Annotated in this window: 12 protein-coding genes; 8 read left to right on the top strand and 4 right to left on the bottom strand. The window is 65.9% G+C overall.

Annotated features, from left to right (window positions below; translation table 11 throughout):
• Positions 1–96 precede the first annotated feature (96 nt).
• Genes GDN70_RS16685 through GDN70_RS16695 form a run of 3 tightly spaced genes read left to right on the top strand, consistent with a single transcriptional unit; the run spans position 97 to position 4,119 of the window.
• Complete coding sequence (locus tag GDN70_RS16685; RefSeq protein ID WP_038973057.1) at positions 97–1,503, top strand: DegQ family serine endoprotease; 1,407 nt, start codon at positions 97–99, stop codon at positions 1,501–1,503.
• Positions 1,500–2,834 (top strand): replication-associated recombination protein A, encoded by a 1,335-nt coding sequence (locus GDN70_RS16690; RefSeq protein WP_038950214.1) that lies wholly within the window; start codon positions 1,500–1,502, stop codon positions 2,832–2,834. The genes GDN70_RS16685 and GDN70_RS16690 overlap by 4 nt, the downstream gene beginning before the upstream one ends.
• A gap of 52 nt (positions 2,835–2,886) precedes the next feature.
• Positions 2,887–4,119: an RluA family pseudouridine synthase gene (locus GDN70_RS16695; RefSeq protein ID WP_028140993.1), complete on the top strand. Its 1,233-nt coding sequence runs from the start codon at positions 2,887–2,889 to the stop codon at positions 4,117–4,119.
• 192 nt (positions 4,120–4,311) lie between these two features.
• On the opposite strand, the gene GDN70_RS16700 is transcribed toward GDN70_RS16695, so the two are convergent.
• The gene (locus GDN70_RS16700; protein WP_028140992.1) at positions 4,312–4,758 is read right to left on the bottom strand and encodes a hypothetical protein; all 447 of its coding nucleotides are present in this window, start codon (positions 4,756–4,758) and stop codon (positions 4,312–4,314) included.
• A gap of 74 nt (positions 4,759–4,832) precedes the next feature.
• Between GDN70_RS16700 and GDN70_RS16705 the strand changes: the two genes are divergently transcribed.
• From GDN70_RS16705 to blaOXA, 4 genes are all read left to right on the top strand, one after another.
• Positions 4,833–5,627: an ATP12 family chaperone protein gene (locus GDN70_RS16705; protein WP_038950216.1), complete on the top strand. Its 795-nt coding sequence runs from the start codon at positions 4,833–4,835 to the stop codon at positions 5,625–5,627.
• A 57-nt stretch (positions 5,628–5,684) separates the two neighbouring features.
• Positions 5,685–7,286: a flagellar hook-length control protein FliK gene (locus tag GDN70_RS16715; RefSeq protein ID WP_038973058.1), complete on the top strand. Its 1,602-nt coding sequence runs from the start codon at positions 5,685–5,687 to the stop codon at positions 7,284–7,286.
• Entirely contained in the window at positions 7,283–7,546 is a 264-nt protein-coding gene (locus GDN70_RS16720) for an EscU/YscU/HrcU family type III secretion system export apparatus switch protein (RefSeq protein WP_028140989.1), read from the top strand. The genes GDN70_RS16715 and GDN70_RS16720 overlap by 4 nt, the downstream gene beginning before the upstream one ends.
• A 104-nt stretch (positions 7,547–7,650) precedes the next feature.
• The gene (blaOXA, locus tag GDN70_RS16725) at positions 7,651–8,490 is read left to right on the top strand and encodes a class D beta-lactamase (RefSeq protein WP_028140988.1); all 840 of its coding nucleotides are present in this window, start codon (positions 7,651–7,653) and stop codon (positions 8,488–8,490) included.
• Positions 8,491–8,644: 154 nt separating this feature from the next.
• Here the strand turns inward: blaOXA and GDN70_RS16730 are convergent, their stop codons facing one another.
• From GDN70_RS16730 to GDN70_RS16740, 3 genes are all read right to left on the bottom strand, one after another.
• Complete coding sequence (locus tag GDN70_RS16730; protein WP_152102791.1) at positions 8,645–9,649, bottom strand: dienelactone hydrolase family protein; 1,005 nt, start codon at positions 9,647–9,649, stop codon at positions 8,645–8,647.
• Positions 9,650–9,859: 210 nt separating this feature from the next.
• The gene (locus GDN70_RS16735) at positions 9,860–10,453 is read right to left on the bottom strand and encodes a hypothetical protein (RefSeq protein ID WP_038973066.1); all 594 of its coding nucleotides are present in this window, start codon (positions 10,451–10,453) and stop codon (positions 9,860–9,862) included.
• A gap of 153 nt (positions 10,454–10,606) precedes the next feature.
• A complete protein-coding gene (locus GDN70_RS16740) occupies positions 10,607–11,011 on the bottom strand; it encodes a DUF4260 domain-containing protein (RefSeq protein ID WP_028140985.1) in 405 nt (134 codons plus the stop codon).
• Between the two features lie 138 nt (positions 11,012–11,149).
• Between GDN70_RS16740 and GDN70_RS16745 the strand changes: the two genes are divergently transcribed.
• Positions 11,150–12,682 (top strand): acyl-CoA carboxylase subunit beta, encoded by a 1,533-nt coding sequence (locus GDN70_RS16745; RefSeq protein ID WP_152102792.1) that lies wholly within the window; start codon positions 11,150–11,152, stop codon positions 12,680–12,682.
• Positions 12,683–12,696: the final 14 nt, after the last annotated feature.

Consider the following 12,696-nt stretch of genomic DNA (forward strand, 5'->3'; position numbering starts at 1 on the left):
CCGGACACACCGGAAAGGGGGGCGAATTGCCGCCCGGCACCCTTCTATTGGGGGGCGAACGCGCCTATATTCCGGCGTCTTTTCCAAGAGGTAGGAATGTTTCGATCGATCCGGACCGCCGTCGTCACGGCACTGTGCATAGGCTTTTCCGCCCACTTCAACCCGGCCGCGGCGCAGGACCGTCGGGTCCCGTCGTCGCTGGCCGAGCTGCGGCTGTCCTATGCGCCGATCGTGCAGCGGGTGCAGCCGGCCGTGGTCAACGTCTATGCCGCCAAGGTGGTGCAGAACCGCAATCCGCTGCTGGACGATCCGATCTTCCGCCGCTTCTTCGGCGTGCCGGGCCAGCAGCCCGAGCAGATGCAGCGCTCGCTCGGCTCCGGCGTCATCGTCGATGCGTCCGGCCTCGTCGTCACCAACGTCCATGTCATCGAGGGCGCGGACCAGGTGAAGGTGTCGCTGTCGGACAAGCGCGAGTTCGAGGCGGAGATCCTGCTGAAGGATACGCGCACCGATCTTGCCGTGCTGCGCCTGAAGGACACCAAGGAGAAATTCCCGACCCTCGATTTCACCAATTCCGACGAATTGCTGGTCGGCGACGTCGTGCTCGCGATCGGCAATCCCTTCGGCGTCGGCCAGACCGTGACTCACGGCATCATCTCGGCGCTGGCGCGCACGCAGGTCGGCATCACCGATTATCAGTTTTTCATCCAGACCGATGCGGCGATCAATCCCGGCAATTCCGGCGGCGCGCTGGTCGACATGGCCGGCAAGCTGGCGGGCATCAACACCGCGATCTATTCGCGCTCCGGCGGCTCGCAAGGCATCGGATTTGCGATCCCTGCGAACATGGTGCGTGTCGTCGTCGCCTCCGCCAAGAGCGGTGGCAAGGCGGTGAAGCGGCCGTGGCTCGGGGCAAGATTGCAGGCGGTGACGCCCGAGATCGCCGAGAGCCTCGGCCTGCGATCGCCGACCGGCGCGCTGGTCGCGAGCGTGGTGTCGAACGGCCCCGCCGCGAAGGCCGGCCTGAAGTCCTCCGATCTCATCACCGGGATCGATGGCCAGACCGTGGATGATCCCAATGCCTTCGACTATCGCTTCGCTACCCGTCCGCTCGGCGGCAGCGCGCAGATCGACGTGCAGCGCAGCGGCAAGCCGCTCAAGCTGACGGTGGCGCTGGAGACCGCGCCCGATACGGGACGTAACGAGCTCGTCGTCACCGCGCGATCGCCGTTCCAGGGCGCGAAGGTTTCGACCATCACGCCGGCGGTGGCCGACGAGCTGCATCTGGATGCAGATACCGAGGGTGTCGTGATCACCGATCTCGGCGGCGACAGTGCGGCCGCAAATGTCGGCTTCCAGAAGGGCGATATCATTCTGGCGGTCAACAACCAGAAGATCAGCAGGACCGGTGACCTCGAAAAGGCGGCCGGAGAGCGCCCGCGCATCTGGCGTATCACGCTGGTGCGCGGCGGCCAGCAGATCAACGTCACGCTGGGCGGATGAGTCCGAAGCGACCACAAACGCCAACGCTCTTTGCCGCGGCGGGGCTCGACCACGAGGCTCCGCATCCGCTGCCGGACCGGCTGCGCCCGCGCGCGCTGTCGGAGGTCGTCGGCCAGGATCACATCCTCGGCCCTGACGGCGCGCTGACGCGCATGCTGGAGACGCGCACGCTCGGCTCCCTGGTGTTCTGGGGCCCGCCCGGCACCGGCAAGACCACGGTGGCGCGGCTGCTCGCGGATGCGACGGATTTGCATTTCGAGCAGATCTCCGCGGTGTTCTCCGGCGTCGCCGATCTGAAAAAGGCGTTCGACGCCGCGCGCGCCCGCCGCGAGATGGGCAAGGGCACGCTCTTGTTCGTCGACGAGGTGCACAGATTCAACCGTGCCCAGCAGGATTCGTTTCTGCCCGTGATGGAGGACGGCACGGTGGTGATGGTCGGTGCCACCACCGAGAATCCGTCCTTCGAGCTCAACGCGGCGTTGCTCTCGCGCGCGCGCGTCTTGGTGTTTCGCTCGCTCGATGCCGCCGCGATCGAAAAACTGTTCGCGCATGCCGAGGAGGTCGAAGGCAAGAAGCTGCCGCTCGATGCCGAGGCGCGCGCGGTGCTGGTGCGCATGGCCGATGGCGATGGCCGCGCTTCGCTGACGCTCGCCGAAGAGGTCTGGCGCTCGGCGCGGGCGGACGAGATTTTCAATGCTGCGCAGTTGCAGGAGATTTTGCAGCGTCGCGCGCCGATCTACGACAAATCGGCCGATGGCCATTACAATTTGATCTCGGCGCTGCATAAGTCCGTGCGCGGCTCCGATCCCGATGCTGCGCTGTATTATCTCGCGCGCATGTTGGATGCCGGCGAGGACCCGCTGTTCCTGGCACGCCGCGTCGTGCGCATGGCGGTGGAGGACATCGGCCTTGCCGATCCGCAGGCGCTCGTCATCGCCAATGCGGCCAAGGACGCGTTCGACTTCCTCGGCCATCCCGAAGGCGAACTCGCCATCGCGCAGGCCGTCGTCTATCTCGCCACCGCGCCGAAATCGAACGCAGTCTACACCGCCTTCGGCACCGCGATGCAGGTCGCAAAGCAAGCCGGCTCGCTGCTGCCGCCCAAGCACATCCTCAATTCGCCGACCAAGCTGATGAAGTCGGAAGGATACGGCGCGTCTTACGAATACGACCACGACGCCCCCGATGCCTTTTCCGGCCAGGACTACTTTCCGGAAGCCCTGGGCCGCCAGACCTTCTACGACCCACCCGAGCGCGGCTTCGAGCGCGAGATCCGGAAGCGGCTGGATTACTGGGCCAAGCTGCGGAAGGAGCGGGGCGGCTCGCGCTAAAAACGGCCATTTCGCCGTGACGGGACCCGGCTTTTAGGGTACGCAGGCAACCATGAGCCGCCGCATCAAAAGAACCGATCCAAAGCCCCGCTCGCGCGACGAGCGCAAGGAATCCCGCCCGTTCAAGGCGCGTAGCGCGAAGACCGCGGGACCGCGGCCGGGTGGCAAGCCCGGCGGCAGCAAGCCGCCGCGCTTTGCCGGCGAGCGTGCCGAGCGGCGCGCGCCCAAGGCCAGGCTGGAGAAGGCTGAGCTGGAAAGGGCCGCGCCCGAGAAGCCCGTGGAGGCGCTGCTGCCGACCAAGGTGCAGACCGTCAAGGTGACCGCCGACGAGAACAACATGCGCGTCGATCGTTTCCTCGAGGCGCGCTTTCCCGGCCTGTCGTTCTCCCACATCCAGCGTGTCGTCCGCAAAGGCGAGTTGCGCGTCGACGGCAAGCGTGTCGACAGCAAGGACCGCCTGGAGGAGGGCCAGAGCGTCCGCATTCCGCCGCTCAAGCTCGACACGCCGAAGGCCGTCGGCGAGCTCTCGGAAGCTGCCCAGAAGACGCTCAAGGCGCTGAAGGAGATGACGATCTTTGAGGACGACGACGTCCTCGTGCTGAACAAGCCGGCCGGCCTTGCGGTGCAGGGCGGCTCGGGCATGACGCGGCACATCGACCAGATGCTGGAGGTGATGCGCGATTCCAAGGGCCAGAAGCCACGCCTGGTGCATCGTATCGACCGGGAGACGTCAGGCTGTCTGCTGGTCGCCAAGACGCGCTTCGCCGCTTCGCATCTGACCGGCGCGTTCCGCTCGCGCTCGGCGCGAAAAGTCTATTGGGCGCTGGTGCCGGGCCTGCCGAAGCCGAAGCAGGGCCGCATCTCGACCTTCCTCGCCAAGGAAGAGAGCGAGGACGACACCATCATGCGCATCGCCCAGCATGGCGACGAGGGCGCCAGCCACGCGGTGACATATTACGCGGTGGTCGAGACCGCCGGCAACAAGCTGACCTGGGTGTCGCTGAAGCCGGTGACGGGGCGCACCCATCAGCTGCGCGCCCACATGGAGCATATCGGCCATCCCATCGTCGGCGATCCCAAATATTTCAACATCGAGAACTGGCAGCTGCCGGGGGGCCTGCAAAACCGGCTGCATCTGCTGGCACGCCGCATCGTCATTCCGCATCCGCGCGGCGGCGTGATCGACGCCACCGCGCCGTTGCCGCCGCACATGCAGCAGTCGTGGAATCTGCTCGGGCTCGATGCAAGCCGGTTTGATCCGATCGAGAACGCGCCGGAGGAGTAGGGCGCGGAGGGCGCGAGTTTCCCCGGTGTCGTCCCGGCGAAAGCCGGGACCCATACCGCGGAATCTATCTGTGACGCGCAGTCTTCGTACCGACGAAGAAGTTCAACTGCGGTCTTCGCCAAACTTCTCCCTGTGATTATGGGTCCCGGCTTTCGCCGGGACGACACCGAGGATTTGGCTGGCTAACGTTGCTCACTTCCGGAACTGCTCCAGAAACATCCGCAAGCTGTCATGCGCGCTCTCGATGTCCGTGATCAGCCAGCCATCGGGGCCGTTGACCAGGACGAAGTTCAGCGCGACCTTCCGACCGCGATTGTCGAAATTCGCCGCGACATAGGTCTTGTCGTATTGCCTGCGCACGACCGCGATCGTAACAGGGCCGAGCTGCCAGCTCGGGCTCTGCACCAGGAAGTCGTAGGGCTCGACCCGCGGCGCGCTCCAGGCCCTGCGCAGGGGCGCATCGAAAAATTGCCGGGCGGTCACCGCATCCCGCGGCAGGCCTTTGGACAGCTCCGGCGCGCCGTCGCCGTAATGGGCGTAGACGTTGCGCACCAGCGATTCCGGGGTGCGAAAGCCCGCCTCCGCCGCAGCTGGCCATAGCCCGGCGAACAGGGCCGCAATGCCCGCAAGTTCCCTCATGCCCGCGCTCGCTTTATCGGCCGCCGCTTTTATCTTAAAAGCCTAGCATCCAGCGACCGGGACCGAAAACTCACATGCGCGAATTGTTCGAAGAAGCAGCAGGGCAGCCCCCGCCGGATCCGCGGGAATCTGCGCGCGCGTCCGCGCGCACGCCGCAGCGCAAGCGCTTCTACAAGGAGGCGAGCGCGACCGAAGCCGAGGGTGGTTTCGCCATCACGCTCGACGGCAAGCCGATCCGCACGCCCTCCGGCCGCCAGGTGGTGATTCCGTCGCGCGCGCTCGCCGATGCGGTGGCCGCGGAATGGGCGGCTCAGGGCGAGAGCATCGACCCCGTGACCATGCCGTTGACGCGGATCGCCAACAGCGTGGTCGAGGGCGTGGTCGATAAGGTCGAGCTGGTCAGCGACGACCTCGCGAAATATCTCGAGTCCGATTTGCTGTTCTATCGTGCCGGCCATCCCGAAGGGCTGGTCGCCCGCGAGGCCGCGCATTGGGATCCCGTGCTGTTCTGGGCCGCGGACGCGCTGGGCGCGCATTTCATCCTGTCCGAGGGCGTCATGCATGTGAAGCAGCCCGACGAGGCGGTCGAGGCCGCGCGCGCGGCGCTGCCGGGGGACGCCTGGTCGGTCGCCGCACTCCACGTGGTGACGACCCTGACCGGCTCGGCGCTGCTGGCGCTGGCGCTCGCTCATGGCGTGCGCGATGCCGGCCAGGTCTGGGCCGCCGCCCATGTCGATGAGGACTGGAACATCGACCAATGGGGCGTGGACGAGGAGGCCGCCAGCCGCCGGGCCACCCGTCTCAGGGATTTCGAGGCCGCCGTGGCGGTTCTGGCGGCGGCAAAGGCGTCCGCAGTCGAAGGTCCTTAACGAGAGGTTTACGACGGCGGCCTTAGGGTGTGGCCAGCGCTCCATGGGCCCCCTGAGATGCCGACGCCGGTCACTTCCATCCTCCCCGTCAGTGCCGCCAGCCCCGTGGCTGATGCGACGACGCCGGACCTCGTGCTGCAGGCCGGCAGCGTCGTCGATGCCAGGGTCGTCAGTGTGATGGCCGACAATCTGGTGCGGATCGCGATCGCCAACCTTTCGATGGACGTGATGTCGGAGGTGGCGCTGACGCCGGGGCAGAATCTCCAGCTGGCGGTCTCGCAGAACGACGGCACCATCAGGCTCGCCGTGATGAACGGGGCAGGGGGGGCAGCTCCCGATCAGATCACGCTGACGCCGCGTGCGGCTTCGCTGGTGGAAAGCCCGCCGCTGGCGCCATCCGCGACCACGACGCGCAACACGCTGACGCCATTGGAGCAGGTCGCCGTCACCGCGGCCTCGGCCGAGGCCGCCACAAAACAGGGCAGCCAGGCGCCGCTGTTCGCCAATCTGGCATCCGTCGTCACCGCCAGCGATTTGCCTGCGGGCTTGAAGCAGGCGGTGCTGGATGTTCTGGCGCAGCAGACGCCGCTCAATCCCGGGCTCGATGGCGCCGATGTCGAAACCGCGTTCCAGAAATCCGGCTTGTTCTTCGAGGCTTCGCTGGCCGCCGGCGCGAGGCCGCCCGCCGGCACGACGCCCGACCTGAAGGCGGCGCTGCTGGTGCTGCGCCAGACGCTGACCACGCTCGAAACCGCCGCGCCACACGGCGCGGCAATTCCGGCTGCGACGACGGGGACACCGCAGGTCGCCATCGCGCCTGCTCAGGCCGCAGGTGAGGCCGCGCAATCCGCGCCCCCGTCCGGCCCCGAGATCGCGCAGACGCCGCGCAACGCCAATCTCGCGGCCGCCGTGCTGGCGGACGTTGCCGGCAACGCTCAGCAAGCCGCGATGCCGCGCACCATGTCCGCCGGCCTTGCCGCGAGCCTGCTGCAGGAGGTCACGCAAAACCTGCCGCGCCTGACCGGCAACGTGCCCGGCTCGAACAAGACCGTGCCGGACGGCCAGATCTTCGAAGCAGCCGCACGCGCGACGCCACCGCCGTTCCGCGGTGCATTGCCCTCGCCGCAGGCGATCGCCTCGCCCTCGCTCGCGCCGGACACGCCGCTCTCTGCAACCGTGCATCGCCTGATCGACGACACTGATGCGGCGATTGCGCGGCAGACATTGTTGCAAATCGCTTCGCTCCCGGATCGCACCGACGCCAGTGGCCACCGCATCGACCCGGCCGTGCCGCAGTGGAATTTCGAGATTCCGTTCGCAACGCCGCAGGGCACCGCGATGGCGCAGTTCGAGATCTCGCGCGATGGCGTTGGCGAATCCGCCGATGCCGCCAAGCGCGCCTGGCGCGCGCGCTTCTCGCTCAACGTCGAGCCGGCCGGCCCCGTGCACGCGCTGATCACGCTGAACGGCGACAAGACTTTCGTGCGGATGTGGGCGGAGCGGCCGGCGACGGTCCAGCAGCTCCGCGCCGGCATCGGTGAGCTCAATCAGGCGCTGACACGAGCCGAGCTCAATCCCGGTGACATTCTGGTCCGCGAGGGCACCCCGCCGCAGCCGGCACCAGCCCGCGCCGGCCACTTTCTGGATCGGGCGACATGAGCGATCCGTCCAAGCTCGCCATCGCGCTGCATTACGAAAAGGGTACCAACGCGCCCGTCGTCGTCGCCAAGGGCAAGGGCACGATCGGCGAAAAGATCGTGGAGATCGCCAAGGCCCACGACATCCCGATCGAGGAAAACGAGGTTTTGGCCGGCGCGCTGTCCAAGGTCGAGCTCGGCGAGGAGATCCCGCCGGACCTTTACAAGGCCGTCGCCGAAGTGCTGGTGTTCGTGCTGCGGCTGTCGGGCCGGGGGCGGTAGAGCATGATCCGGAAAAGTGTGCAGCGGTTTTCCGAATAGATCATGCTCAAGAAGTGACCTGTCATCGTTTCACCATGGAGCGGCTGCATGGTCGCGTCGCTTTCATGACTCAATGGACATCGCTCTTGCTCACCCGCCGTTCCACCCTCGGCCTTCTCGCCGCATCTGCCATCCTGCCGCAGCGCGCGCTCGCCCATGTCGCGCCGCCGCGCAATGAGATCCGTGATAGCCTCGCAAAGCGCTTCACCGACCTCGGCACATCAGGCACCTTTGTCGGCTACAAGGTCGAGGACTATCTGATCGTCGCCAGTGACAAGGAGCGTTCGGGCGAGGGCAAGCTGCCGGCCTCGACCTTCAAGATCCCGAACTCGCTGATCGCGCTGGAGACGGGCGTCGTCACTGACCCCGACAAGGACGTGTTCCCCTGGGACGGCGTCAAGCGTCCGATCGAAGCCTGGAACAAGGATCACACGTTGCGTAGCGCGATCGCCGTGAGCGCGGTGCCGGTCTATCAGGAGATCGCGCGACGGATCGGGCAGGAGCGGATGCAGAAATATGTCGACGAGTTCGACTATGGCAACCGTGACATCGGCGGCGGCATCGACCAGTTCTGGCTCACCGGGAATTTACGCATCGATCCGGTCGAGCAGGTCGATTTCGTCGACCGGCTGCGGCGCCGCACGTTGCCGGTCAGCAAGCGCAGCCAGGATCTCGTCGCCGATATTCTGCCGGTGACCAAGGTCGGCGACAGCGTCATTCGCGCCAAGTCCGGACTGCTGGGGGCCGAACGCGGCGAGCCGTCGCTCGGCTGGATGGTGGGCTGGGCCGAGAAGGGCGAGGCGCACACGGTGTTCGCGCTCAACATGGACTGCAAGGAGCCGCGTCTCGTCGGCGAGCGCATGACGCTGACGCAAGCCTGCCTTGCCGAGATCGGCGCGATCTAGCCTGTGAGTCGTGCAATCGTTCTCGTCGAGCGCAGCCGCCGTAGGGTGGGCAAAGGCGCGTAGCGCCGTGCCCACCATCTCTCTAGGTATCGGCAAATGGTGGGCACGCTACGCTTTGCCCACCCTACGGCACCGGTGCAGGCCGAGGGCGTTCTCAGCCCAATTTGAACAACACCTGCAAAAACTCCTCCACCGCCTTGCGCGACTCGGCGGCCGTCTTCGGATTGCCGCCGACATGCGGGTTCAGCTCGACGCAGGCATCCTTGTAGGTGAAGGGCGCATTGGTATCACCGTTCATCAGCACGCCGCCGTCGCTTTCCTTGATCCGGCAATTGCGCACGGTCTGCGAATTGGCTGATACGGCTACCGTGTTGGCACCGAGCAGACCGCTGTCGAACCCGTGCGCGCTATCAGGATATTCCGTCAGCACCACGTCGCGCCCCGCGGCCTTGAGCCGCTCGACCAAAGCCTTGCAGCTCTTGACGGGGTTGTAGTCATCAGGCGTGCCGTGGAAGATGCGGATCGGGCGTGCGGCCACCTCGTCGTCGCTCCGATACGTCGTCGAGCAGTCCGGATAGAACGGGACGTAGGCGGCGAACTGGATGCCGGACTTGTTCCAGAGCTTGTTGAAGCGCTCGAGGCTCGCATAGAGCGTCGCCTGTCCGCCGCGGGAGAAGCCCATCAGGACGATGCGGTCTGGATCGACGCGTGGGTGCTTTGCCAGAATTTCCAGCGAGCGGTAGATGTCGACGATCAAATTGAGCCGGCCGAGCAGCGCCTGATTTGGTCCCACCACCGTCAGCCCGCGGCCGGTGAATCCGTCGATCACGAAGGTCGAGATGCCCATAGCGTTGAACGCGTGCACCCAGGCCTCCGTGGTGGCGCCGACGCCGCTGGATCCGTGCATCAGCACCACGACGGGGAGCTTTCCGCTGCCTTGCGCGACGCGGAATTCGGCCGCCACCGTCACTGGCTTGCCGGCCGCCGCATCGCCGCTGAGAAATTGCTGGTCGGAGAGAGTGAGCGAGGGGATCGGATAGATCTCGGCCCGGGTGGCGACTTCCTTGGGCAGGGATTGCGCGACGGCTTCGCAGGCCGCTAACGAACTCGAAATGCACAGCGCCATGAGCACTGCTGTAGCGCGCCAGTTGGTGGCCATCGCGATCCCTCCCTGATATTTTCGGGCAGTAGATCAACCGTCCTGCGCGCTGTCAATTTGACGCAGGCAGATTCAGCGCAACCGCATATGAGGTGAGAGTTCGAGACCTCGACGCTTCCACAGGCCATCCACGATCTTGTCTATCGACTGCTGCTAAGAACGTGGATGCCCGGGACAAGCCCGGGCATGACGACCTCCTTGGGCACCGCCTCACGCGGTGTCCGCCTTCTTCGCCGTCAGCGCCTGGTCGATCGCAAAGCCGCCGATCTCGCTCATCGCCTGCGAGATCACGTCGCCGTTGCGGGCAAAGCCGGCGGAGAGGAAATCGAACTGCGTCCGCGCCAGCCGCAGCACCTCGATCGGCACCGAGACCGCGGTCGCGTTGAAGCTGTCGACGGAGGCGCGCAAGCTGTCCAGCTCGGTCGTGAGCTTGCCGATATGGCTCTCGGCATTCTGCATCACGCCGATCAGCTTGCCGCGCTCGGCATCGAAGGCGGCGCGCTCGGCGGCGGCGGCCGCGGTGACCTCGGCAAGTTGTACGCGCAGCACCTCGATCTGGCCGACCATGGCATCGGAGGCGAGATCGGCGGCCTTGCGCAGCTCGGCGTTACGCGTGCTCGCATCCAGCTGCTCATGATAGAGCCGCTCGGCCGACATTGCCCGCCGTGCCAGTGACTCGATGAGGCTTGCGGCACGCAGCAGCATCTCGCCGTTCCGCCCCGACACCATGCTGGCCATCCGCCGCAGGAAGTCGATGGTTTGGGATGACGAGTTCGGCGGCAGGGGGACGACCGTCGCGGACATCTCAGTGATGCTTGCGTGATGCTCGAGCCAAGGCGTAACGACCGCCGCCGTACCAACTGGGCTCACGCAACATTCGGCGCCTGATCGCGAGGTCGAAGCAAGCCTGAATCGGCAGGCCCGGTCAACCGGGCCGGGCCACCAAATTTGCCGGTGTCAGGCGTCCTTTTGCCGCCCGATCCGGCCCAGATGGGTGAAGCCGAACCCTGCGGAATATTTCAGGCCATAGCCGAGTGCCCGGTCGATGCCGATATGGGCGAGCCAGATCAGGGCGATGGACAAGGTGAGCGGCGAGCCGAGGCCGAAGCCCAGCGTCAGCAGCGACACCGGCGCCATGTAGCTATGGGCAGCGTTGTAGACCAGCGCGCCGAATTTGGCGTCGGACAGGTATGCCAGGAAGCTGAGATCGGGGACGAAGAAGAGCAGGGCAAAGACCAGCCAGGAGCCGTCCCAGGCCCAGTAAAGCATCACCATCCCGATAAACAGGGTGAGGCCCTCCAATCGCAACAGGATGTTGACGCCGCCCGTCGCCGCACCGGTCTCGGCCATTCTCTCATCCATGCTCGCCTCCCGGGCAAAACTTTGTAATCTCTCACGCTTTTAGCCCGGACAGGGCAGCCCTGCGGCGCGGAAAGGCGCTTTCCGGTCCGCAAAATGCCGTGTTAGAACCCCGCATCACTTAAGAACTGGCGGGAGCAAATGAAACACATCCTGGACGCCCTTGAAGATCGTCGCGCCGGCGCAAAGCTCGGCGGCGGGGAGAAGCGCATCGAGGCGCAGCACGCCCGCGGCAAGCTGACCGCGCGTGAGCGAATCGAGCTGCTGCTCGACAAGGGGTCGTTCGAGGAATTCGACATGTTCGTCGAGCACCGCTCCACCGAGTTCGGCATGGAGAAGAACAAGGTGCCCGGCGACGGCGTCGTTACCGGGTGGGGCACCGTCAATGGCCGCAAGACGTTCGTGTTCGCGAAGGACTTCACGGTGTTCGGCGGTTCTCTCTCGGAGACGCACGCGCTGAAGATCACGAAACTCCAGGACATGGCGATGAAGGCGCGGGCGCCCATCATCGGCCTCTATGACGCGGGCGGCGCCCGCATCCAGGAAGGCGTCGCCGCGCTCGCCGGCTATTCCTACGTGTTCCGCCGCAACGTGCTCGCCTCCGGCGTGATCCCGCAGATCTCCGTCATCATGGGCCCCTGCGCCGGCGGCGACGTCTACTCGCCTGCGATGACGGACTTCATCTTCATGGTGAAGAACACCAGCTACATGTTCGTCACCGGCCCCGACGTGGTGAAGACCGTGACCAACGAGGTCGTCACCGCCGAAGAGCTGGGCGGTGCCTCGGTGCACGCCACGCGCTCCTCGATCGCCGACGGCGCCTTCGAGAACGACGTCGAGACGCTGCTGCAGATGCGTCGCCTGATCGACTTCCTGCCATCCAACAACAGCGACGGCGTGCCGGAATGGCCGAGCTTCGACGACATCGGCCGCGTCGACATGTCGCTCGACACGCTGATCCCCGACAATCCGAACAAGCCCTACGACATGAAGGAGCTGATCCTGAAGGTCGTGGACGAGGGCGACTTCTTCGAGATCGCGGACATGTTCGCCAAGAACATCGTCACCGGCTTTGGCCGCATCGCGGGCCGCACCGTCGGCTTCGTCGCCAACCAGCCGATGGTGCTGGCGGGCGTGCTCGACAGCGACGCCTCGCGCAAGGCCGCGCGCTTCGTCCGCTTCTGCGACGCCTTCAACATCCCGATCGTCACCTTCGTCGACGTGCCGGGCTTCCTGCCGGGCACCGCGCAGGAATATGGCGGCCTGATCAAGCACGGCGCGAAACTGCTGTTCGCCTATTCGCAGTGCACCGTGCCGCTCGTCACCATCATCACCCGCAAGGCCTATGGCGGCGCCTTCGACGTCATGGCCTCCAAGGAGATCGGCGCCGACCTCAACTACGCCTGGCCGACCGCCCAGATCGCGGTGATGGGCGCCAAGGGCGCGGTCGAGATCATCTTCCGCTCCGACATCGGCGACCCCGACAAGATCGCCGCCCGCACCAAGGAATACGAAGACCGCTTCCTGTCACCCTTCATCGCCGCCGAGCGCGGCTACATCGACGACGTCATCATGCCGCACTCGACCCGGAAGCGGATCGCGCGGGCGCTGGCGATGCTGAAGGACAAGAAGGTCGAAACGCCGGCGAAGAAGCACGACAATTTGCCGTTGTGAGATGAACCTACCGG

The sequence above is a fragment of the Bradyrhizobium sp. TM102 genome (assembly GCF_009176685.1).
Lineage (GTDB): Bacteria > Pseudomonadota > Alphaproteobacteria > Rhizobiales > Xanthobacteraceae > Bradyrhizobium > Bradyrhizobium ottawaense.